Origin of the sequence: Comamonas sp. BIGb0152 (assembly GCF_024809975.1) — a bacterium.
Classification (GTDB): Bacteria; Pseudomonadota; Gammaproteobacteria; order Burkholderiales; family Burkholderiaceae_C; genus Comamonas.
Genome location: NZ_JANUDY010000006.1, coordinates 1 through 22,146, shown reverse-complemented (window position 1 = coordinate 22,146; position 22,146 = coordinate 1). Strand labels below are relative to the sequence as shown.

At 66.0% G+C, this 22,146-nt stretch carries 18 protein-coding genes; 15 read left to right on the top strand and 3 right to left on the bottom strand.

From position 1 onward, the window contains the following. The first annotated feature begins 38 nt into the window (after positions 1 to 38). The 5 genes from pyk (at position 39) to M2375_RS13010 (ending at position 6,994) form a co-directional block, all read left to right on the top strand. Positions 39 to 1,484 carry a pyruvate kinase gene (pyk, locus tag M2375_RS13030; RefSeq protein ID WP_259167770.1) on the top strand — a complete coding sequence of 482 codons (1,446 nt, stop codon included), beginning with the start codon at positions 39 to 41 and terminating at the stop codon, positions 1,482 to 1,484. Positions 1,485 to 1,904: 420 nt separating this feature from the next. Beyond that, positions 1,905 to 3,035 carry an imelysin family protein gene (locus tag M2375_RS13025; RefSeq protein ID WP_259168299.1) on the top strand — a complete coding sequence of 377 codons (1,131 nt, stop codon included), beginning with the start codon at positions 1,905 to 1,907 and terminating at the stop codon, positions 3,033 to 3,035. Positions 3,036 to 3,055: 20 nt separating this feature from the next. Beyond that, a complete protein-coding gene (locus M2375_RS13020) occupies positions 3,056 to 4,606 on the top strand; it encodes a di-heme oxidoredictase family protein (RefSeq protein ID WP_259167768.1) in 1,551 nt (516 codons plus the stop codon). Next, entirely contained in the window at positions 4,603 to 5,772 is a 1,170-nt protein-coding gene (locus M2375_RS13015) for an imelysin family protein (protein WP_259167765.1), read from the top strand. The genes M2375_RS13020 and M2375_RS13015 overlap by 4 nt, the downstream gene beginning before the upstream one ends. A gap of 22 nt (positions 5,773 to 5,794) precedes the next feature. Next, a complete protein-coding gene (locus M2375_RS13010; RefSeq protein WP_259167764.1) occupies positions 5,795 to 6,994 on the top strand; it encodes a DUF1513 domain-containing protein in 1,200 nt (399 codons plus the stop codon). Between the two features lie 12 nt (positions 6,995 to 7,006). Here the strand turns inward: M2375_RS13010 and M2375_RS13005 are convergent, their stop codons facing one another. Then, positions 7,007 to 7,720 (bottom strand): phosphatase PAP2 family protein, encoded by a 714-nt coding sequence (locus tag M2375_RS13005; RefSeq protein WP_259167763.1) that lies wholly within the window; start codon positions 7,718 to 7,720, stop codon positions 7,007 to 7,009. Positions 7,721 to 7,819: 99 nt separating this feature from the next. On the opposite strand from M2375_RS13005, the gene M2375_RS13000 reads away from it, so the two are divergent. The 8 genes from M2375_RS13000 to M2375_RS12965 all read left to right on the top strand — a co-directional run bounded on the left by M2375_RS13000 (position 7,820) and on the right by M2375_RS12965 (position 17,687). After that, positions 7,820 to 8,521, top strand: a complete 702-nt coding sequence (locus M2375_RS13000; protein WP_259167762.1) for a response regulator transcription factor — start codon at positions 7,820 to 7,822, stop codon at positions 8,519 to 8,521. Continuing rightward, positions 8,521 to 9,873 carry a histidine kinase dimerization/phospho-acceptor domain-containing protein gene (locus M2375_RS12995; RefSeq protein ID WP_259167761.1) on the top strand — a complete coding sequence of 451 codons (1,353 nt, stop codon included), beginning with the start codon at positions 8,521 to 8,523 and terminating at the stop codon, positions 9,871 to 9,873. The genes M2375_RS13000 and M2375_RS12995 overlap by 1 nt, the downstream gene beginning before the upstream one ends. Positions 9,874 to 9,985: 112 nt before the next feature. Beyond that, the gene (gene fba / locus M2375_RS12990; protein ID WP_259167760.1) at positions 9,986 to 11,050 is read left to right on the top strand and encodes a class II fructose-bisphosphate aldolase; all 1,065 of its coding nucleotides are present in this window, start codon (positions 9,986 to 9,988) and stop codon (positions 11,048 to 11,050) included. 165 nt (positions 11,051 to 11,215) lie between these two features. After that, on the top strand, positions 11,216 to 12,616 hold the full coding sequence (gorA, locus tag M2375_RS12985; RefSeq protein WP_259167759.1) for a glutathione-disulfide reductase: 1,401 nt from the start codon (positions 11,216 to 11,218) through the stop codon (positions 12,614 to 12,616). A 103-nt stretch (positions 12,617 to 12,719) separates the two neighbouring features. Next, positions 12,720 to 13,958, top strand: a complete 1,239-nt coding sequence (locus M2375_RS12980; protein WP_259167758.1) for a M48 family metallopeptidase — start codon at positions 12,720 to 12,722, stop codon at positions 13,956 to 13,958. A gap of 152 nt (positions 13,959 to 14,110) precedes the next feature. Next, on the top strand, positions 14,111 to 14,953 hold the full coding sequence (locus M2375_RS12975; protein ID WP_259167756.1) for a hypothetical protein: 843 nt from the start codon (positions 14,111 to 14,113) through the stop codon (positions 14,951 to 14,953). 186 nt (positions 14,954 to 15,139) lie between these two features. Next, positions 15,140 to 16,828 carry an AMP-binding protein gene (locus tag M2375_RS12970; protein ID WP_259167754.1) on the top strand — a complete coding sequence of 563 codons (1,689 nt, stop codon included), beginning with the start codon at positions 15,140 to 15,142 and terminating at the stop codon, positions 16,826 to 16,828. Positions 16,829 to 16,937: 109 nt separating this feature from the next. Beyond that, on the top strand, positions 16,938 to 17,687 hold the full coding sequence (locus M2375_RS12965; RefSeq protein ID WP_259167752.1) for a 5'-methylthioadenosine/adenosylhomocysteine nucleosidase: 750 nt from the start codon (positions 16,938 to 16,940) through the stop codon (positions 17,685 to 17,687). Positions 17,688 to 17,707: 20 nt separating this feature from the next. On the opposite strand, the gene M2375_RS12960 is transcribed toward M2375_RS12965, so the two are convergent. Beyond that, entirely contained in the window at positions 17,708 to 18,703 is a 996-nt protein-coding gene (locus M2375_RS12960) for a tripartite tricarboxylate transporter substrate binding protein (protein WP_259167750.1), read from the bottom strand. Positions 18,704 to 18,722: 19 nt separating this feature from the next. Next, a complete protein-coding gene (locus tag M2375_RS12955) occupies positions 18,723 to 19,562 on the bottom strand; it encodes an alpha/beta fold hydrolase (protein ID WP_259167749.1) in 840 nt (279 codons plus the stop codon). 79 nt (positions 19,563 to 19,641) lie between these two features. On the opposite strand from M2375_RS12955, the gene M2375_RS12950 reads away from it, so the two are divergent. Both M2375_RS12950 and M2375_RS12945 read left to right on the top strand, forming a co-directional pair. Next, positions 19,642 to 20,544, top strand: coding sequence for a LysR family transcriptional regulator (locus M2375_RS12950; RefSeq protein WP_259167746.1), 903 nt, complete (start codon positions 19,642 to 19,644; stop codon positions 20,542 to 20,544). Between the two features lie 154 nt (positions 20,545 to 20,698). Continuing rightward, entirely contained in the window at positions 20,699 to 21,904 is a 1,206-nt protein-coding gene (locus M2375_RS12945) for an MFS transporter (protein ID WP_259167744.1), read from the top strand. Positions 21,905 to 22,146: the final 242 nt, after the last annotated feature.

Here is a 22,146-nt window from a genome sequence, read left to right as displayed (position 1 = left end):
GGCCCCACTTTTGAGACAAAGACACAGGGGACCTGCCCATGATTTCGCCCAAGATCCGCCGCGCCACCAAGATTGTTGCCACCCTGGGGCCCGCCTCCAGCGAGCCGGCCCTGCTCGAAGAGATGATCCGCGCGGGGGTCAATGTGGTGCGGCTGAACTTCAGCCACGGCAAGGCGCAGGACCATGTGGACCGTGCCCGCATGGTGCGCGAAGCGGCGCTGCGCGCCGGCCGTGAGGTGGCGATCATGGCCGACCTGCAAGGCCCCAAGATCCGGGTTGGCAAGTTTGCCGAAGGCAAGGTGATGCTGGAGCCGGGCGCCAAGTTTGTGCTTGATGCCTCCCGCAAGGAGCCCGGTGACCTGCTGGGCGTGGGCCTGGACTACAAGGAACTGCCGCGCGATGTGAAGCCCGGCGATGTGCTGCTGCTCAATGACGGCCTGATTGTGCTGACCGTGGACGCCGTGCGCGGCGATGCGGTGCACACCACCGTCAAGCTGGGCGGCGAGCTGTCCAATAACAAGGGCATCAACAAAAAGGGCGGCGGCCTGACCGCCCCGGCGCTGACGGCCAAGGACATGGACGACATCAAGACGGCGATGAGCTTCCAGGCCGACTATGTGGCCGTCAGCTTTCCCAAGACCGCCACCGACATGGAAATGGCGCGCCAGCTCTGCATGGTGGCGGCGGCCGAGTACCGCCACCGCCCGGGCCTGATTGCCAAGATCGAGCGCGCCGAAGCCATTCCGCACCTGGAAGACATCCTGCGCGTGTCCGACGGCATCATGGTGGCGCGCGGTGACCTGGCCGTGGAAGTGGGCCACGCCGCAGTGCCGGCCTTGCAAAAGAAGATGATCCGCATGGCGCGCGAGATGGACAAGGTCGTCATCACCGCCACGCAGATGATGGAGAGCATGATCACCAACCCCGTGCCCACCCGTGCCGAGGTGAGCGACGTGGCCAATGCCGTGCTGGACGGAACCGATGCGGTGATGCTGAGCGCCGAGACCGCTGCTGGCAAGTTCCCACTGGAGACGGTGCTGGAGATGGTCGACATCTGTGCCCAGGCCGAGGCCTCGGCCGATTGGGACAACGACACCGACTTTGTTGGCAAGACCTTCCAACGCATTGACCAGAGCATTGCGCTGGGCGCCTTGTTCACCGCCACCCACCTGGGCGCCAAGGCCCTGGTTGCGATGACGGACAGCGGCTCGACCGCGCTGTGGATGAGCCGCCACCGCACCCAGATCCCCATCTACGCACTGACGCCCAAGGTGGCCACGCAGCGCAAGATGGCGCTGTACCGCAATGTGCGCCCCCTGCTGATGGACACCAGCGCCGACCGCGATACCGCGCTGGCCCAGGCCGAGGTGCATTTGAAGGCCCGCGATATCGTGCAAAGCGGCGATATCTATGCGATCACCTGTGGCGAACCGATGGGCTCGCCCGGCGGCACCAACATGATGAAGATCAGCCGCGTGGTGTAACGCGCTCCGGCCTTCAACCGACACAGGGGCGCTTGCAGGCGCCCCTTTTTTACGCCTGTAGAGCCGTCCAACTTTGTGCGGATTTTCGACTCCGGCCATACTATGCCGCTTCAGCGAGCCTGCCCGCACGTCCGTGTGGATCAAGGGACTGCGCTGAATCCATTCGAAGCCAGGCGGTTTTGCGCCCGAGACAGGGGCACATCGGCCTTTACAATCCTGGCCTTCGATCACCTAGCCAAGCTGCTGCGAAAAAAACCGACAACACGCACGCATAGAGCAGCCCAGCCAAACCCTTGTTGTTAGCAGCACAGCGCCGCTGTGCCTGCATATTTATTGGAGAGGGAATCTATGTCGCAACGACTAGTACGCCGTTCGGTGTTGGGTATGGCCTTGGGCCTGGGTTTGGGCGCAGTGGCCGGTATGGCCAGCCCCGCATTGGCACAGACCGCTGCAGCCAAGGCCAGCAAGCTGGACGCACGCGCGGTGGCCCAGGGTTACAGCCAATTGGTCTATGCCAACTACAGCGACAGCCTGGCCTCGGCGCGCGACATGCAGACCGCCATTGCCGCCTTCCTGGCGGCGCCCTCCAAACAAAGCCTGGAAGCCGCGCGCAAAAGCTGGCTCGATGCCCGTGAGTTCTACGGTCAGACGGAAGCCTTCCGCTTCTACGGCGGCCCGATTGATGACGAGAACGGCCCCGAAGGCCAGATCAATGCCTGGCCCATGGACGAGTCCTATGTGGACTATGTCGAAGGCAAGGCCAACGCCGGCTTTATCAACGATCCCAAGTTCAAGATCAGCAAGGCCAACCTGGCCAAGCAAAACGAGCGCGGTGGCGAAGAAAACATCGCCACCGGCTGGCACGCGATCGAGTTTCTGCTCTGGGGCCAGGACCTGTCCGAAACCGGCCCGGGCGACCGCTCCTTTGAAGACTATGTGGATGGCAAACGCGCCAACGCTGACCGCCGCCGCCTGTACCTGAAGGTGGTGACCGAGCTGCTGATCGACGACCTGGCGGGTGTGGCCAAGGCCTGGGCTCCAGGCCAGAAGAACTACCGCGCCCAGTTCGACAAGGGCGGTGTGGAATCGGTGCGCAAGATCATCGTCGGCCTGGGATCGCTGTCGCGTGGCGAACTGGCCGGAGAGCGCATGGAAGTGCCGCTGAACTCGCAGGACCAGGAAGACGAGCATTCCTGCTTCTCGGACAACACCCACCGCGACATGGTCGCCAATGCCACCGGTATCCAGAATGTCTGGCTGGGCCAGTACAAGCGCCGCGATGGCACGGGCCTGAAAGTGGCATCGCTGGCCGAGCTGGTTGCGGCCAAAAACGCCGAGCTGTCGGGCAAGACCAGCGCGCAGATCGCCAGCACCGTGAAGGCGACCGAAGGCATCCAGGCACCGTTTGACCGCGAAATCATTGGCGGCGCGGATGCACCGGGTCGCAAGCGCATCCAGGCGGCGGTGGACAGTGCCACCGAGCAGTCCAAGCTGCTGGTGCAGGCCGCCAATGCCATCGGCATCACCATGCTGACCTTGGTCCAGCCCTGACGAAGGACCGTTGCTGCACTATGTTTGCGAAGATGAATGACAAGTCGCCCGGTGGCCGCACAGGGCGCCTGGCATGGGCAGCAGCGGCTTTGTGCGCTGCCGCCGCTTTGGCGGTGGCCCTGCGCCCGCAGGCCAGCGTGGCGCAGACGGCAACGGCTCCAGCAGCCGCTGCCGCGCAAGACCCCAGTGAGATGACCGGCGGCACGACCACCGTGTTCGCCACCGGCAAGAACGCGTTCTCGTTCCCGTTTGCGTCGCTGTCCGATACAGAGCGCACGCGCTTTGTCATCGGCAATTCCTTTTTCAAGCGCAACTGGGTGGAGGCACCGGCCTCGACCCGGCTGCGCGATGGGCTAGGCCCGCACTTTATTGCCCGCAGTTGCGCGGGCTGCCACATCATGGATGGGCGTGGTGAGCCGCCGGCCTTCCAACGCACCCTGGGGCCCGATCCCGAGCCGACGGTGGCGCTGCTGATCCGCCTGTCCGTGCCGGGCAAGGCCAATCCACATGCCGGCGTGGTGCCTGAGCCGACCTATGGCGACCAGTTCAACAATGCGGCCGTGCAGGGCGTCAAGCCCGAGGGCATTGTGCGCATCCATGGCACCTCCATCCAAGGCCGCTTTGCCGATGGCACGGCCTACGAGCTGATCAAGCCGCGCTACGAGCTGACCGACCTGGGCTATGGGCCCATGGCCAAGGATGTGATGCTGGGCCCGCGCATTGCGCCCCAGGTGGTGGGCGTGGGCCTGATCGAGGCCATTGCCGAGGCCGACATTCTGGCCAATGTGCAGGCGCAGGCGGCGATGGACGGTCCTATCAAGGGCCAGGTCAACCGGGTCTGGGATGCCTATGGCCAGCGCGAGGCGATTGGCCGCTTTGGCTGGAAGGCCAACTCGCCCAGCGTGGCGCACCAGACGGCCAATGCCTTCTCGGGCGACATGGGCATCACCTCGCGCATCTTCCCGAGCGAAAACTGCACCCCGGCGCAAAAGGACTGCCTGGCCGCCCCCCATGGCGGCGGTCTGGACAAATCCACCGCCGGCCGCACAGCCGCCCAGGCCCGTGCCGATGCGCCTGAGATTGACGACAAGACGCTCGACGATGTGATCTTCTACCAGGCCACCTTGGCCCCGCCTGCGCGCCGCAACATCAACGACTCGGCCGTCAAGCTGGGCCAGCGCCTGTTTGCCCAGGCGCAGTGTGCCGCCTGCCACAAGCCCAGCTATGTGACCGGCCCCGGCCCTTTCCCGCCGCTGACGGCCAAGAACATTGCCGGCCAAAAGATCTGGCCTTATACCGATCTGCTGCTGCACGACATGGGCCCGGAGCTGGCCGATGGCCGGCCGGACTTTCTGGCCAGCGGCCAGCAGTGGCGCACCCCGCCGCTGTGGGGCATTGGCCTGATCCAGGATGTGAACGGCCACCAGCGTCTGCTGCACGATGGCCGCGCGCGGGGCGTGCTCGAGGCGATTCTGTGGCATGGCGGCGAGGCCGAGCAGGCCAAGCAGCAGGTGCTGAACATGGACGCCGCCGAGCGCGAGGCCTTGGTCAAATTTGTGGAGTCGCTATGACGCAAGTCGGTCTGAACCGGTGGCCTGCCAAGGCCGCGCAATCCGTAGGCAGGGCCTGCGCCCTGGTGGCCCTGGCCGCCATGGGCAGCGCTGCCCCGTTGGCGCAGGCTGCCGACACCCCCATGCCTTACTACACCGCCGCCCAGGCGCTGCAAAGCCTGTATGGTCAGCACCTGCCGGCACGCGCTGCCGCCTTTGTGCAGGCCGCCAGCGCGCAAGACCAGGCGCTGGCCGGCTTTTGCGCGGGGCCGGCCGCTGCCGCCAAAACCGAAGCGGCAGAGTTGCGCAGCCAGTGGCAGCGCAGCCATACCGCCTGGCTGCAGCTGGCCACGCCCAGCGTGGGGCCCTTGGTGGAGCGCCGCTCTTTGCGGCAGATCGATTTCACGCCGATCCGCACGGCGCTGATTGCCCGCGCCGTCAAAAAAGGCCCGCAAACCGCTGCTGACATGGAGCTGGTGGGCACGCCCGCCAAGGGTTTTGGCGCATTGGACTGGCTGCTGAGCCAGGGCCTGCAGCCGGCAAGCCCCGAGTGCGCCTTTGCGCTGCAGGTGGCCAAGGCGATCAGCGCCGAAGCCCAAAGCCTGCAGACCGCGCTGGCGCCGTTGCAGAGCAAGACCTGGAGTGTCGAAGGCTCCGAAACCGAACCCGAAGATGTGGCCAGTCCCGGCGCCAAGGAAACCGGCGCGGCGATCGAGGAATGGATCAACCAGTGGCTGGGCGGCCTGGAGCGCCTGCGCTGGGCGCAGATGGAAAAGCCCGTCAAGGTGGTTGAGGGCAGCAACAAGGCCCCCGCCTTTGCGCGCATTGCAATGGCCGACAACTGGCGCGAGTGGCAAACCCAGTGGCAGGCCCTGCATGCCCAGGCCTTGCTGACCCCCGCACAGCGCCAGCAACCGCCTGTGCCCGGCAAAGATCTGATTTCCATCGAAGCGCTGCTGCTCAGCAAGGGCCATATCGCACTGGCCCAGCGCTGGCGCGACGCGATGGGTGTGGTGGATGCCGCCATGCCGGCCCCCGGCAAGACGCCTGCCAAGGAAGGCGCGCAGGCCAATACCGAGATTCTGGCGTTGGCTACCAAGCTCAAGGGCATCACCGCGCTGTACCAGGCCGAGATCGCGCCGGCGCTCGATATTCCACTGGGCTTTAGCGACAGCGATGGCGACTGAGCGGCCACCCGGGAGCGCATCGGTGACCACTACCGCCCTGTTATCCGTACCCATACCCCGGCGCGCGCTGCTGCGCGGGCTGGGTGCCTCGGCCATGGGCGCGCTGGGCTTGGCCGAGCTGTCTTTTGCCCAAGAGGCAGGCAGCGCGCCGGGCGTGACCCGGCTGGCGGCGGTCTGGCGCGATGGCCCCAGTGCGATGGCGCAGGACTGGGCGGGGGTGCTCGAAGTGCTGCCCCAAGCCGGCGGCGGCCATGCCTGGCGCATTGCAGCGCGCACCCCGCTGCCCACACGCGGCCATGGTGTGCAAACCCTGCCCGATGGCCAACTGGTGTTTGCCGCCCGCCGGCCCGGAGATTGGCTGCTGCGCTGGCAGCCCAAAACGGGGGCGCTGCAATGGGCCTGGATGCAGGAGGACCGCTGCTTTAACGGCCATGTGGCGCTGGCGGGGCCGGCACCGCAGGGCGCGGGCAGCAGCGGCATTTTGTTCACCACCGAAACCGATCTGGAAGACAGCCAGGGCTGCATCGGCCTGCGCGATGCCCGCAGCCTGGCCAAGCTGGCCGAATGGCGCAGCCATGGCATGGACCCGCATGAGCTGCTGGTGCTGCCTGCCGCGCTGGGCGGCCTGCCAGCGGGCACCTTGGTCGTCGCCAACGGCGGCATCCCCACGCAAAGCGAGACTGGCCGCAGCAAAAAATGGCTGGACAGCATGGATCCGTCGCTGGTGGCCTTGCACCCCGCCGATGGCCGTTTGCTGGGCCAGTGGAAGCTGCCCGACCCGCGCCTGTCGATCCGCCACCTGGCCTGGGATGCCGCGCGCCAGCGCCTGGGCATCGCTCTGCAGGCCGAGCACGACGACGCACGGCGCCAGAGTGCGCCCATCTTTGCGGTATGGGATGGCCAGCGCCTGCAGCTGGCGCAAGACCAGCCGCCGCTGGCCGGTTACGGCGGCAGTGTGGAATGCGCGCCACTGGCGCAAGGTGGTTTTGTGGTCAGCTGCCCCAAGTCTGACTGCATGGCCTGGTTCGATGCCGAGGCGCGCTTTCTTGGCGCCAGCCCCCAAGGCGATGTCTGCCCGCTGGCCCGCGATGGCGCGCGGCTATGGGCCGGCGGCGGTCATGGGGTGGCCGAGCGAACCAGCCGCAGCAGCGAGCAAGCGGTGGCGGCGCTCGATGCGGTGACCGGGCTGATGTTTGACAACCACTGGCGCCTGGTCGGCTGAGCCAGCGGCCGCTTACACCGCTGCTTGGCGGTGCCTGCGCGCCATGGCCATGTCGATGGCCAGGCCCGCCGTCCAGCACAGCCAGGCGGTCCACAAGGTGTGGCTCATGTAATGGGCGCCGCGCATCTGCTGGCCAACGCCCAGCAGCAGACCGACGGCCAGGGACACGGCCAGCCACCAGCGAGCGGCACGTGGCGCATTGCGCGCCAGCGCAAAGTAGCCGCCGACAAAGGAAAAACCCGCCGCTGCATGGCCGGCCGGAAAGCAGTGGCCGGCGCCGCCATCATGCAGGCCCCAGCGCCAGTGCGATACATAGTCCGCCACGCCACCGAACATTGACAGATCCCAGGGGCAGCTGGTGGCGCTGCTGCGCTTGAGGATGGCCACCACCGCCAGCGAGGCCAGAATGCTGACCAGCAGCTGCACCCTGCGGGCGGTGGGCAGCTGGCGCAGCAGGCCAAAAGGCAGCCAGACGCCCAGGCTCAGCGCCAGCACGACCACCCAGCCCAGGTTGCGCATGCCCTGGTGCATGTAGGTGACCAGGAAATGGTCATCGCGCAGCGCAAAACCCTGCGCCGTGCCCCAGAGATGCGCCATTGCCAGGTCCTGGCCCCAGGCATCCCAGAGCGCGATCAGCACAAAGCTGAGCACGGTGGCCAGCAGCCAGCGGCGGTTGTACAAAGGGGCGTGCGTATCGACTGACAAGGCGGAAGGGCGGGAGGGCATCGCGCCATGTTAGCGCCCCCCGCTTAAAAGCTTCTTAATGGCCCAGGCGCATGGTGCAGGCCATAGGCGCGCAGGTCCAAGTCATGCACAATGCCAGCCATGCGCATACTCATGGTGGAAGACGATGCCGGCATTGCAGAGGGCCTGAAGGCCAATTTGCAGCAGCGCGGCCATGCGGTGGACTGGTGCCCCAGCTTGGCCGAGGCCTGGCGCGCGCTGACCGCCGAGGGCTTTGATGTCGTGCTGCTGGACCTGGGCCTGCCCGATGGCGATGGCTCGCGCCTGTTGCAACAGTTGCGCAACGCCCCCGCGCCCACGGGCCTGCGCAAGTGCCTGCCCGACCCTGCAACCCCCGTCATCATCCTGACCGCCCGTGACGGCGTGCATGACCGCATCGAGGGCCTGGATCTGGGCGCCGACGACTACCTCTCCAAACCCTTTGATGCCGAAGAGCTGCAGGCCCGCCTGCGCGCACTGGTGCGCCGCGCCGCTGGCCGCGCCAATCCGCTGATCCATTACCGCGATCTGGTGCTGGACCCGGCACAGCACCAGGTGCGGCTGGGCGGCGAAGGGGTCGAACTGTCTCCCCGCGCCTACACCATCCTCTTGATCCTGCTGCAGGCCCATGGCCGGGTGCTGTCGCGCCAGCAGCTCGAAGAAAAGCTCTACAGCTTTGATGCCTCGGTCGAGAGCAATGCGGTGGAGGTGCACATCCACCACCTGCGCAAAAAGCTCGGCGCCGACTACATCCTGACCATGCGCGGCGTGGGCTACTTCATGCCCCAGGACCAGGCTTTGTGATGGCGGCAGCCAAGCCCCAGCGCCTGCCCCAGCTGCAGACCCGGCTGCTGGTCTGGATTCTGGGCGCGCTGGTCGTCGTCTGGGCCAGTTTTGTCTACTGGGCCTACCAGACCGGCATCGAAGAAGCCGACGAGCTGACCGACGGCCACCTGGCTGGCGTCGCTGCCCTGGTGCTCAATATCCCCTCCAACCCGCAGACCCCACCGGGCCTGCCTACCGAGCGCGTGGCCCTGCCGGGCCTGCATGCACATGACTACCAGCAGTCGATGAGCCTGCAGGTCTGGAGTGCGGATGGCGACCTGGTGCTCAATGTCGGCAGTGCGCCACGCCTGCATTTTGCCGATGGGCGCAGTGGTTTTTTCGATGCGCAGCTGGGGCCCAAGCACGAGGTCTGGCGCACCTTCACCCAATGGAATACCGAGCACACGCGCAAGGTGGCCGTGCTGGTGAACCTGCAGGAGCGCGATGACCTAGCCGATGACATTGCCGGGCAGATGATTTTGCCCGGGCTGTGGCTGCTGCCGGTCGTCACCCTGGTGCTGGGGCTCACGATCCGCGCCGGCCTCAAGCCCTTGCACCAGCTCTCGCACGATGTGGAGCGACTCGAACCCGAGCAGGGCCAGCGCCTGTCCACCGGCCACAACTGGCAGGAGTTCCGGGCGGTCACCCATGCTTTCAACCGCCTGCTGGACCGCAATGACGAGGCGATGGAGCGCGAGCGCCAGCTGGCCAACCAGGTGGCCCATGAATTGCGCACCCCGCTGACCTCCATCAGCTTGCATGCGCAATCGCTGCAAGGCGGGCTGGAGCCGGCGCAGCAGGCCCAGGCGGTGCAGCGCCTGCATGCCGATGCGCTGCGTGCCGGCCATGTGCTCAACCAGATCCTGGCCCTGGCCCGCAGCAGCCGCGTAGCCCTGACCGAGCAGGCCACGCCGGTGGACCTGGCGCAACTGGCGCGCACGGTGGGGGCCGAATATGCACAGGCTGCCTGGCAGCGCGGGGGCAGTGTGGCGGTGGAGATGCCCGAGCATCTGTGGGTCAGCGGCCATGCGGTCTTGCTGGAGGCGGCCTTGCGCAACCTGGTCGAGAACGCGCTGCGCCACACCCCCGAGGGCACCCAGATCGAGGTGCAGGCGGGCGTGGATGGCGGCCAGTGCTGGCTGCAGGTCTGTGACGATGGCGGCCGCCACAGTGCGCAGCCCGTGCCCGAGCCGGTGGACAGCCTGCAGCTGGGCCACCAGATTGTGCGCCGCATCATGGCCTTGCACGGAGGGGAATTTGCGCAGCCGACAGCCATGCCGCCCTATACCACTTGCTATCGCCTCAGTATGGCGCTCGCCCAGATGGCCTGAGCTTGCTAAAATAGGCAGTTACCAAGCGGTTACCATGCCGCGAATATGAATCCAGGGTGTTGCGGCGGGCGCTGCAGCACTTTTTCTTTGCATTTAAACGGACCCGACCACCATGCCTTTGATCTCGATGCGCGAAATGCTCGACCATGCCGCCGAAAATGGCTACGGCATCCCTGCCTTTAACGTCAACAACCTGGAACAAGTCCAGGCCGTGATGTCGGCGGCAGACGAAGTCGGCGCGCCCGTGATCTTGCAGGCCAGCGCTGGCGCCCGCAAGTACGCCGGTGAGCCCTTCATCAAGCACCTGATCCAGGCAGCGGCCGAGATGTACCCCCACATCCCGCTGGTGATGCACCAGGACCACGGCACCACCCCCGAGATCTGCCAGGGCGCGCTGAACCTGGGCTTTGGCTCGGTGATGATGGACGGCTCGCTGATGAGCGACGGCAAGACCCCATCGAGCTTTGACTACAACGTCGATGTGACGCAAAAAGTCGTCGCCATGGCCCACCAGATCGGTGCCACCGTGGAAGGCGAGCTGGGCTGCCTGGGCAACCTGGAAACCGGTGAAGCCGGCGAAGAAGACGGCATTGGCGCCGTGGGCAAGCTGGACCACAGCCAGATGCTGACCGACCCCGAAGAAGCGGCCGTGTTCGTCAAGGCCACCCAGCTCGATGCACTGGCGATTGCCATCGGCACCAGCCACGGCGCCTACAAGTTCAGCCGCAAGCCCACGGGCGACATCCTGGCGATCTCGCGCGTCAAGGAAATCCATGCCCGCATCCCCAACACCCACCTGGTGATGCATGGCTCCTCGTCCGTGCCCCAGGATTTGCTGGCCATCATCAACCAGTACGGCGGCAAGATGAAGGAAACCTACGGCGTGCCGGTCGAGGAAATCCAGGAAGCCATCAAGTTCGGCGTGCGCAAGATCAACATCGACACCGACATCCGCTTGGCGATGACCGGCGCAGTGCGCAAGTTCCTGGCCGAGAACCCCGACAAGTTCGACGCCCGCGAATGGCTCAAGCCCGCCCGTGAAGCGGCCAAGCTCATCTGCAAGGCCCGTTACGTCGAGTTCGGCTGCGAAGGCCAGGGCGGCAAGATCAAGGGCTACAGCCTGGAGCAGATGGCCAAGAAGTACAGCGCTGGCGATCTGGCCCAGCTGGTCAAGTAAATTGCCTCTTTAGCCAGTGCCCGGCACTGGCCGCCAAAGCCTGCAACTGCCTGTGCGTTGCAGGCTTTTGCTTTTGGCCTACGCCATCTGTCGATAACCGCACGCGGGCGCTGCAGCCCGTGTTTTTGCACAATGCAAGGCATAGCAAACAAAGGAGCGCAGAGCATGCAGACAAGCCATTCCTGGGACCTGGATCTGGTGGTGATTGGTGGCGGATCGGGGGGCGTGCGGGCCGCCCGCATGGCGGCAGCGCGGGGTGCCAAGGTGGCGGTGGTGGAATCCAAAGCTATGGGCGGCACCTGTGTGAATGTGGGCTGCATCCCCAAAAAGCTCTACAGCTATGCGGCCGGCTATGCCGAGGCCTTTGCAGAGGCGCGGGGCTACGGCTGGCAAATGCCCGAGGCGATTGCACTGGACTGGCAGGCCTTGAAGGCAGCACGCGCGCAGGAAATCTCCCGGCTCAATGGCATTTACGAAGGCCTGATGCGCAATGCCAAGGTGGAGCGCATTGTGGGCCAGGGCCGGCTGGCCGATGCCCATACCGTCGTGGTGTCGGCCGATGGCGCCGATGTGCGCACACTCAGCGCAGCCCATATTTTGATCGCGACGGGTGGCACACCGGTACACCCCAAGCTGCCGGGTAGCGAGCACGTGATCGTCTCGGACGAGATGTTTGACCTGGCCCAGCTGCCGCGCCGGCTGGTGGTTGTGGGCGGCGGCTACATCGGCTGCGAGATGGCCAGCATCTTCCATGGCCTGGGGGTGCAGGTGAGCCTGCTGCACCGGGGCGAGCAGATTTTGCGCGGCTTTGATGACGAGGTGCGCAGCTTTGTGGCCGAGGAGATGCGCAAGAGCGGCCTGGACCTGCGCCTGAACACCGAGGTCACATCGATTGCTTGCGATACCGCCAGCGGTGAGCGCACGCTGACCTTGGCCGATGGCACGCTGCTGCATGCCGACCAGGTGCTGTATGCCACCGGCCGCAAGGCCAATGTGGCCGGCCTGGGCCTGGAGGCGCTGGGCATTGCGCTGGACAAGAGCGGCGCCATCGTCGTCGATGCGCAGCTGGCCACCGCCCAGCCCAGCGTGCATGCGCTGGGCGATGTGGTGGGGCGCATGGAGCTGACACCGGTGGCCCTGGCCGAAGCCATGGCCTGGGTGGACCATCTCTGGGGCCCCGAGGCGGGCAAGGCCGCGCGGGTGATGGACTACGACAACATCCCCACGGCGGTCTTCACCCATCCGCAGATTGGCACCGTGGGCCTGACCGAGGCGCAGGCCCGCGAGCGCCATGGGGCCGTGCGCATTTACCGCAGCGATTTCAAGCCGCTGCGCCACACCTTGTCGGGCCGCAGCGAGCGCTGCCTGGTCAAGCTGGTCGTCGATGATGCCAGCGACAAGGTCGTCGGTCTGCATGTGGTGGGCGCCGATGCGGCCGAGATCACCCAGGGCTTTGCGGTGGCGATCAAGGCCGGCGCGACCAAGGCCGTGTTTGACCAGACGATTGGCATCCATCCGACCATGGCTGAAGAGCTGGTGACCCTGCGCGAAGTAAGCCGCAAGTAAGCTTAGCGGCGAGGCAGTTGCTGCTATGCAACATCCTATAAATTCTCCCTATAAAGGCCGCGCGGCTCGGGCATGATACGCGCTCTTTACAAAGGAGACACCTATGAAGGAGTGGGTCTATCCGCGCGAGCGGACCCTGGGCGCTATCACCCTGGTTTTGGGCTTGTTGGCATGGCTGCTGATCTTGTTACTGAGCCTGGGCACGGTGCTGATCTACTTGCTCATCGGTTTCATTTTCTATCTGTTTGCGCAGTCGGCGTTGATCGCCTGGCTGCGTGGCACCGGGGTGCGCCTGTCGGACGAGCAGTTCCCCGAGCTGTACCTGCAGTACCTGCAGTGCTGCAAAAAGCTGGAGCTGGTCGACCCGCCCGAGGCCTATCTGCTGCAAGGCGACGGCATGATGAATGCCTTTGCCACCCGCTTTTTGGGCCGCAACTTTGTCATTGTGCTCAGCGACACGGTGGACGCCATGCGCGCGCTGCCCGATGGCGTGAACTTCTACTTTGGCCATGAGCTAGGCCATATCAAGCAAGGCCATTTGACCGGCCACTTTTGGCGCATGCCGGTGCTGTGGCTGCCGCTGATTGGCGCGGCCTATGCGCGCGCCCAGGAATACACCTGCGACCTGCACGGACGCGCCTGCTGCGAAGGCTCGGAATCGGCCGGCCGCGCGCTGTCGGTGCTGGCCGCTGGCGCGCAGAAGTGGAAGACCATCAACCTGGTGCAGTATGCGCGCCAGACCATGAGCAACCGGGGCTTCTTCCCTGATCTGCATGAGCTGCTGAACGGCTACCCCTGGCTCACCAAGCGTGTGGCGCGCATGATCAGCCCCGGCATCAAGATGCCGGGCCGCAACCCCTTCTCGTACCTGTTTGCGCTGTTTGTGCCCTATGGCGGCCGGGCTGGGGGCGGGGCCGTGGGCCTGCTGATGGTGATCGCGATCATCGGTATCGCGGCAGCCATTGCCTTGCCGGCGCTCAAAGGCGCAGGTGGTGCCGGTGGTGGTGCTTTCAGCCAGATGCTGATGCAAGGCATGCAGTCCCAAAAGGGCAAGGAAGTCTTCCAAAAGGAGTGGGCGCAGGCTGAGCCGGTACGCCAGGCGCTGTCGCGCTACTACCAGAGCTATGAAGAAGTACCCGACGCGCTGGCCGATGCGGGGGTATCGCCGCAGCAGGCCGCTGCGCTGATGTATGACAGCGAAGACATGTCGCTGACGGCGATCACCGTGCATGGCCAGCTGCAGATGCAGCCCATGCTGGGCGAGGGCGGCAAGCTGCTCTGGCATTGCAGCGCTGATGGTGCTGCGCAACAGTACCTGCCGGAGAGCTGCAAGAGCGAGTGATGCATTTTGATACATTCACTGCCAAAGTCTCCTGATTCGCCCCGGCGGCCTCAGACAGAATCCGCAAGGGCCTTGCTATGATGCAGGGCTTGGCGGTGGCACAGGCCACGCGCTGTACTGTTGGCCGCCGCTACTGTTTTCAGGATCCGTCTATGTCTTTTTCTGCTGCCCGTTCTCTGTCCTGGCTGGGGTGTGCCGCCGCAGCCGTGGTACTGAGCGCCTGCGCGCCGCTGCCCTCCCATGTGGAGCCGGTCGGTCGCACCCTGGTGTCCATGGACCAAAACGCCGCTCTGCAGTGGACCTACTGGGGCACGGACAGCGAGCTGCTGGATGTGCTGCCCCAGGACCTGGCCCAGGACAAGCCGCTGCAGGCCAAGCTCTGGCAGATGCGCACCCAGCTGGGAGAGCTGGTCGGCGTGATGTCGCTGCGCTCCAACGTAGATGACCTGAACAACCGCAGCACCGTCTGGACCCAGGACTGCCCCAAGCAAAAGGGCGTGCTCGTCGAGCGCACCCAGGGCCTCAACATTGGCCGCGTGGACTGCCTGCGCATCAAGCGCACGGCCAACAGCAGCGATTGGCTGGTCAAGAACGATGCGGCGATGGCGGGCCGGCTGGAAGCAGCCGGCGTCTACTTTGCCCGCCCGGTGGCCTATGTGTCCTACCAGTTCACCACCAGCAATGGCGGCTATGTGGAAGCACAGGTGCTGGTGGACCAGCGCCTGGTGCGTCCGCCGATCCGCAGCAGCGTTGATTTTCTGGCCGCCGGCCGCGCGCTGGATCGCTGGGCGCAAGACCTGGCGCGCTCCATGCGCGAGAGCACCGGCTACTTCAACGGGGTGCTGACGGTGCCGCCCTTCCCCTACGAGATTGACCAGCAGCCCTATTACGAGACCAAGCAGGACGATTCCGATGTGCTGTTTGGCAAGGAAAAACCCAACGCCAAGGCCGATGAAGAGAAGGCGTCAGCTGTGGCTGCGCCCGCAGGGCGCTGACGGTTTCTGCTGCTGATACCCAGCCATGGCCTCGGTCATGGCTTTTTTTGTCTTTTGCAAGGGTATTTCCAGACTTGGAATCGGCGCAGAATTTGCACAATAGAACGCGATCTAACAACATGGCGAGCAGCGAGCCAGGCGCAGAGGGCGCTGGCACCCGCAGAAGCGCCAACAGGAGACTTGTGCATGACCGAACGCCCGTGGCTGGCCGCCTACCCCCCTGAGATTCCCGAGGACATCGACCCCGAGCGCATTCCCACCTTGGTGCAGCTGCTCAACCAGGCCTTTATCCAGTATGCCGACCGCACCGCGCTGCACTACATGGGCGCGCGCTTTAGCTACCGCCAGCTCGATGAATACAGCGTGGCGCTGGCCGCCTACCTGCAGACCCTGCCGCTGACCAAGGGCGACCGCGTGGCGCTGATGATGCCCAATGTGCCGCAGTATGCGGTGGCCGTGGCGGCCGTGCTGCGCGCCGGGCTGGTGGTGGTCAATGTCAACCCGCTCTACACCGCCTCGGAGCTGGACCACCAGCTCAAGGACAGTGGTGCCAAGGTGATGATCGTGCTGGAGAACTTTGGCGCCACCGTGCAGAACTGCGCCGCGCACCGCCAGCTCGACAAGATCATCGTCTGCAGCATGGGCGATTGCCTGGGCCTGCTCAAGGGCAGCATCGTCAACTGGGTGGTGCGCCACAGCAAGAAGCTGGTGCCGCCTTTCAGCCTGGAGCGCAGCATCCGCTACCAGGACGCGCTGCGCCAGGGTGAGCGCCATGCCTTCTCGCCGGTGGAGATCGGGCCAGACGACATGGCCGCGCTGCAATACACCGGCGGCACCACCGGCGTGGCCAAGGGCGCCGTGCTGCTGCACCGCAACCTGGGCGCCAATGTGATGCAGGTACAGGCCTGGTATGGGCCGGCGCTCAAAACCATTCCGCAAGGCGAGCAGCCCCTGTGCGTCTGCGCGCTGCCGCTCTACCATATCTTCGCGTTCACGGTCTGTTTTCTGCTGTCCATGCGCCTGGGCCACCAGGTGCTGCTGATCCCCAATCCGCGCGACATGAAGGCGGTGTTGGGCGAGCTGGGCAAGTACGAGTTCCACACCTTGCCCGCGGTCAACACCTTGTTCAATGGGCTGATGAGCCACCCCGATTTCGACAAGGTGAACTGGAAAAACCTGCGCGTGGTGGTGGGGGGCGGCGCGGCCGTGCAGTCCTCGGTGGCTGAGCGCTGGCTGCAGCGCACCGGCCAGCCTATCGTCGAAGGCTATGGCCTGTCCGAGACCAGCCCGGTGGCCAGCTGCAACTTTGTGGGCACAGGCCAGAAGGCCTCGGGCTCCATTGGCTACCCGATGCCGGGCACTGACATGGCGATCTTGGACGATGCCGGCGAGCCCGTGGCGCAGGGCGAGCGCGGCGAAGTCTGCATACGTGGGCCCCAGGTGATGGCCGGCTACTGGCAGCGCCCGGACGAGACCGCCAAGTCCATGACCGAGGACCAGTTCTTCCGCTCGGGCGACATCGGCATCATGGAGCCCGATGGCATGTTCCGCATCGTCGACCGCAAGAAGGACATGGTGCTGGTCAGCGGCTTCAACGTCTATCCCAATGAGGTGGAAGACGTGGCCGCCTCCTTCCCCGGCGTGGCCGAATGCGCGGTGGTGGGGGTGCCGGACGAGAAGACCGGCGAGGCCATCAAGCTGGTGGTGGTGCGCAAGTCGGCCGATGTGACCGAGGCGCAGTTGCGCGCGCATTGTGCCGAGCACCTGACCGGCTACAAGCGGCCCAAGTACATCGAGTTTCGCGACAACCTGCCCAAGACACCAGTGGGCAAGATACTGCGGCGCGAGCTGCGGGACGAAACGACCAAAGCCTGAGCGCTGCAGCGGCACTGCGCCGCAGCAGCGCTGCCGCCGACACCGTAGCGAAAGCACCGAGGGCGGAGATTGCAGCGACAATCTCCGCTTTCTTGTTTAGGATTCTGACGTGACCCTCGCCATTCTCAGCGCCCTGCCCGAAGAGCAGGCCGGCATTGCCGGCTTGCTGTCTGATGCCCGCAGCACCGACTATGCCGGCCGCCGCTACACCTGCGGCCAGCTGCACGGCCACGCGGTGGTGCTGGCGCTGTCGGGCATTGGCAAGGTGGCAGCAGCCAGCACGGCGGTGAGCTTGATCGAGCGCTTTGGCGCCGAGGCCATCGTCTTTACCGGTGTGGCCGGCGGCCTGGGCGAGGGCGTACAAGTGGGCGACGTGGTGGTGGCCCGCAGCTATGCGCAGCACGACATGGATGCATCGCCGATTTTTCCGCGCTACGAGGTGCCGGGCTATGGCCGGGCACGCTTTGACTGCGACGTGGCCCTGAGCGCACAACTGGCCGAGGCCGTGCAGCAGTGCCTGGCCAGCGGCGCGGCGGCCTGGACCGCTGAGCTGGGCTTGCCCGCGCCGCAGATGCACCAGGGCCTGGTCGTCAGCGGCGACCGCTTTGTCAGCAGTGCCGCCGAAGTACAGGCCTTGCGCAGCGGCTTGCAGTCCGCCGGGCTGGATGCGTTGGCGGTGGAAATGGAAGGTGCTGCCGTCGCCCAGGTCTGCGCTGACCACGGCCTGCCGTTTGCCGCCATGCGCAGCATCTCGGACCGGGCCGATGACAGCGCGCATCTGGACTTTCCGGCCTTTGTCCAGACGGTGGCCAGCCGTTATGCGCTGGCGATTGTGCAGCACTGGCTGGCAGCCCGTTAGGCACCCACGCGCGAGCTGCTTTACAGCCGCTCAATGCCGGCCATGTCCACCCACTTGGCCCAGCGGCGGATGTCGTCCTGGATGAAGCGCTGCAGGTCGGGCCCGGAGCGCCACTGGTTCTCAAAGCCGCGTTCTGAAAATGCCTGTTGAACCGCGCTGTCGGCCATGGCCTGCTGCAAGGCGCGGCCCATGCCCTCCACGGCCACGGCGGGTGTCCCTGCGGGGGCGGCCAGGCCAAACCAACCCTGCACTTCGAGCCCCGGAACCACGGTATGGGCCGCAGGCACCTGTGCCAGTGCCGGCAGTGGTTGTGGGCTGGATACGGCGATGGGGCGCAGCCGGTCATTTTGCAGCGCGGGCGCGGCAGACAAGGTATCGATAAAGACAAAGTCCAACTGGCCCCCCATCAGATCGGTCAGGATCTGGGTGACCGACTTGTAGGAGGCGCCCTGGAAGTCCAGCTTGGCCAGCACCCGCAGCAGCTCGGCGGGCACCTGGGACGATGAGCTGTAGTAGCCATAGTTCAGCTTGCCAGGTTGGCTGCGCGCAGCCGCTATCAGCTCGGGCAGGGTTTTGAAGGGGGCGTTGGCGCGCACCAGCAGCACGGAGCTGAAATGGCCAAACATGCCGATTTGCACAAAATCCTTGAGCGGGTCATAGCGCAGCTTGCGGTAGAGCGAGACATTGGCGGCATGCGTGGAATTGCTGGTCAGCAGAAAGGTGTAGCCATCCGCGGCAGCGCTTTTGGCGGCCAGTGTGCCCAGGATGCCCGCCGCCCCGGGCCGGTTGTCCACAACCACGGTGGCCCCGGGCAGCGTGCGCGGCACATGCTGGGCGAAGGTGCGGGCAATGAAATCGGCGGCGCCCCCGGAGGCGGAGGGCACGATGATGCTGATGGGCTTGGTCGCTGGCCAGGCGGCTGTGCTGGCAAGGGCGCGGGCGACCGGCAGGCAGGCCAAGGGCAGGCTGGCCATGCCTTGCAGCAGGCTGCGGCGGGAGGGGTTGAAACTAGGCATGGTCTTGTCTCCTGGGTTTTTAAGCTGGGCGTTCTGGCTGGGCGGGCGGTGTGCTGCGCAGCATGTGCAGAAAAGGGTGCAGGGCCTGCAGGTACTGCTGCGGGCAATCCACCATCGGGGTATGGCCGCCGGGCAGCAGCTGCAGGCGGGCATGCCCGATGCAGGCTGCCAGCTCCCTGGCATCGGCTACGCTGCGGCGCTGGTCGCGCTCGCCGTGCAGTACCAGAACGGGGCATGGCAGCGACCGCAGCTGCGCGCTCAGATCCACGGCGCGCAGCCCTTCAAGGCTTTGCAGCAGGGCGGCGGGCGGCAGGCTGGCGAGGTAGTCGCACAGCTGCTGCCACAGCGCTGGCGGTGGCGGCGATGCGAAGCAGGCCTGCAGAAACGCCTGCTGGGCGGCAGGGGTCCATGCCTCCCGCACGCGCTGGGGAAAGCCCGGGTCTCCGTGGCGGCGGCTGTGGGCGCCGGTATTGCCGGTCACCACCCCTGCCAGCGGCAAGCGGGGTTGCAGCGCCGTCATCAGCGCCAGCACGCCACCGACGGAGTAGCCCAGCAGCACCACGGGGCCGGCCTGCCGGTCCTGAACGCGCGCGCGCAAACCATCGGCCAGCCGCTGCGCCACCGCAGGCGGATCGCAAGCGTAGGGGCTGTGCGGAGGCTGGGCCCAGTCCACCGGCTGTACCGTCCAGCCCGGTGCACGCACCGCGCCCAGCACCGCAGGGCTGCAGCCAGCGCCAGGCAGGGCAACCACCAGCGGGCCGCGCAGTGCGGCCCAGTCGATGGAATCCAGCGGGGCCGCAGGGCGGCTCAGGGGCCAGGCCTCTGGGTCGGCGTCAGGCAAAAGGGCAGTCTCAGGCATGGCGCCATCGTAGTCAGGCAGGTCTGATCTACATAGGGAATAATATTTATCTTTTGATAAGTAAAAGGAATCAGCTGCCATGCTGACCGATTTGCCCATTGCCCAGGTGCGCCACTTCCTGTTGGTGGCGGAACACGGCGGCTTTCATGCCGCTGCCGACAAGGCGTTTCGCACCCAGCCGGCCATCAGCAAATCGATTCAGGCGCTGGAAGAGCGCCTGGGTGGCGCGCTGCTGGAGCCGGGACGGCGCTCACTGCTGACACCGCTGGGCCGCCAGTGCCTGCCCTATCTGCGCGAGTTGGTGCTGCACCATGACCGCACGGCAAGCGCCGTGTCCGCCTTTGTGCGCAAGGACCGGGGCACGCTGACGGTGGCGGCCATTGCAGCGGTGGCTGGCAACTGGCTGCCCCGGCTGGTACAGGGCTACCAGCAGGACTATCCGGGCGTGTCGGTTCGGCTGCTGGACGACAACTCGCGCAACATCGAACGCATGGTGCTCGATGGCGAGGTCGATTTTGGTGTGGGCAGCACGGTCTCGGGCACGGCGGAAATCGTTGTCGATCCGCTGGTGGATGACCCGTTCGGCCTGGTCTGCAGCCGCAGCCACCCGCTGGCGGCGCGCAAACGCCTGCGCTGGGAGGCGCTGCAAGGCCTGCCCTTGCTAGGTACCACCGCACACCACCAGCTGGCCGCATGGCCTGAGCAAGCACGCTGGTTGCAGCAGCCGGTGATGCAGGTGAGCACCATGCTGACCATGCTGGCGCTTTTGGAGGCGAATGTAGGGGTGACGGTGCTGGCGCGCTTGGGGGTGCCTGCCATGCTCGCAGAGCGCCTGGCCTTTGTGCCCTTGGTGGGGCCCCAGCGCATGCGCCGGCTGGGTATTTTGCGGCTGGCCGGGCAATCGCTGAGCCCTGCCGCGCAGGATATGCGCGAGCGCCTGCTGCGCCATGCACAGGCCCTGCAGGCAGTGCCGCCCCGTTAAGTTGCCGCATCTCCAGCCTTTCACCGCGCCCCGCATCGGCCGCCCCGTCGCGGCTTTGCCGACGGCCTGGGTCGCGCGAGCGGCGCCAGAGTGACTGTGTGGGGCGGCCATACCCGGCACAATGGCGCGCTGCTGCGATGACCCGATGCCGACCATGCCCCTTTTCCCGCCCAACGCCTTTGCTCCCAGGCAGGTGCTGACCACCTGCAAACTGGGCCTGGGGCAGATGCTGTCCTGGGGATCGGCGTTTTACTTGCCGGCCATTTTGGCGGGCGCGATGGGCGAGAGCCTGGGCCTGCCGTCATCGCGCATCTTTGCCGCATTTTCGCTGGCCTTGCTGGTGATGGCGCTCACCGGCCCCGTCGCGGGGCGGCTCATTGACCGCTGGGGCGGGCGCCCGCTGCTGATGGCCACCAACTTGCTGTTTGCATTGGGCCTGGTGCTGCTGTCCCGCGTGCAGACGCAGGGCCAGCTGTTTGCGGTCTGGCTGCTGCTGGGGCTGGCGATGGGCGCGGGGCTGTACGAGGCAGCCTTTGCCACTGCCGTGCGCCTGTATGGCAAGGCGGCGCGCGGCAGCATTGTGGGCATCACCTTGTTTGGCGGTTTTGCCAGCACCTTGAGCTGGCCCCTGACCACCTGGCTGCTGCACAGCTGGGGCTGGCGCGAGGCCTGCCTGGTCTGGGCAGCCGTGCAGTTGCTGGTGCTGCTGCCCCTGCATGCCAGCTTGCCGCAGGCGCCAAGCCGCACGGCCCCTGCATCCCCCTTGCCCGCCCAGGGCGCCGACTTGCCCCCAGCCCCGGCCGCTTCTTTGCGCGGACAAATGGGCACGCTGGCATTGCTGGCGCTGACATTTGCAGCCGTCTGGTTCATCGGCACCTCGATGATGTCGCACCTGCCGCGCCTGCTGGCCGTCAGCGGCGCCACGGCTGCTGCGGCGGTGGCGGCCGCCGCGCTGGTGGGGCCAGCACAGGTGGCGGGCCGTATTGCGGACTACGCTTTTCTGCGCCGCGCGCATCCGCTGTGGTCGGCGCGCATTGCCGTCATCGCCTACCCGCTGGCGGCCTTGATCCTGGCGGTGTTCGGTGCCTCGGCAGGCTGGGGCTATGCGCTGGCCTTTGGCCTGGGCAACGGCATCATGACCGTGGTCATCGGCACCTTGCCGCTGGCCATGTTTGGCGCACAAGGCTATGGCCAGCGCCAGGGCCTGCTGATGGTGCCGGCCCGCATGGCGCAGGCCAGTGCACCTTTTCTGTTTGGCCTGGCGCTGGAGCGCTGGCAACTGGGCGCACTGTGGGTGCTGGTGCTGGCCGCCAGCATCGCGGGCACGGCCCTGTGGTGCCTGCGGCCAAGGTCCGTCTAACTCGTAACCGGCGGTAATGCCCCGGATTCGCAGCTGATTCGATAGCAGAAGACTCCCAAGCCCCGAGGTTGAGGAGCTGCTTTTCTGCGGCCATACCTGCGCTCCCGCCTGGCCCCCTCCAGCGCTTTTGGTGACGCGCCGTCGCATTCCCTAGGTGTGATGTTTCAATAGGTTGTTCAACCGGACAGGTCTGGGAAACTGGAGTTACCACGCTTCAGCAACTCAGAGGAATCCTGCCGGAT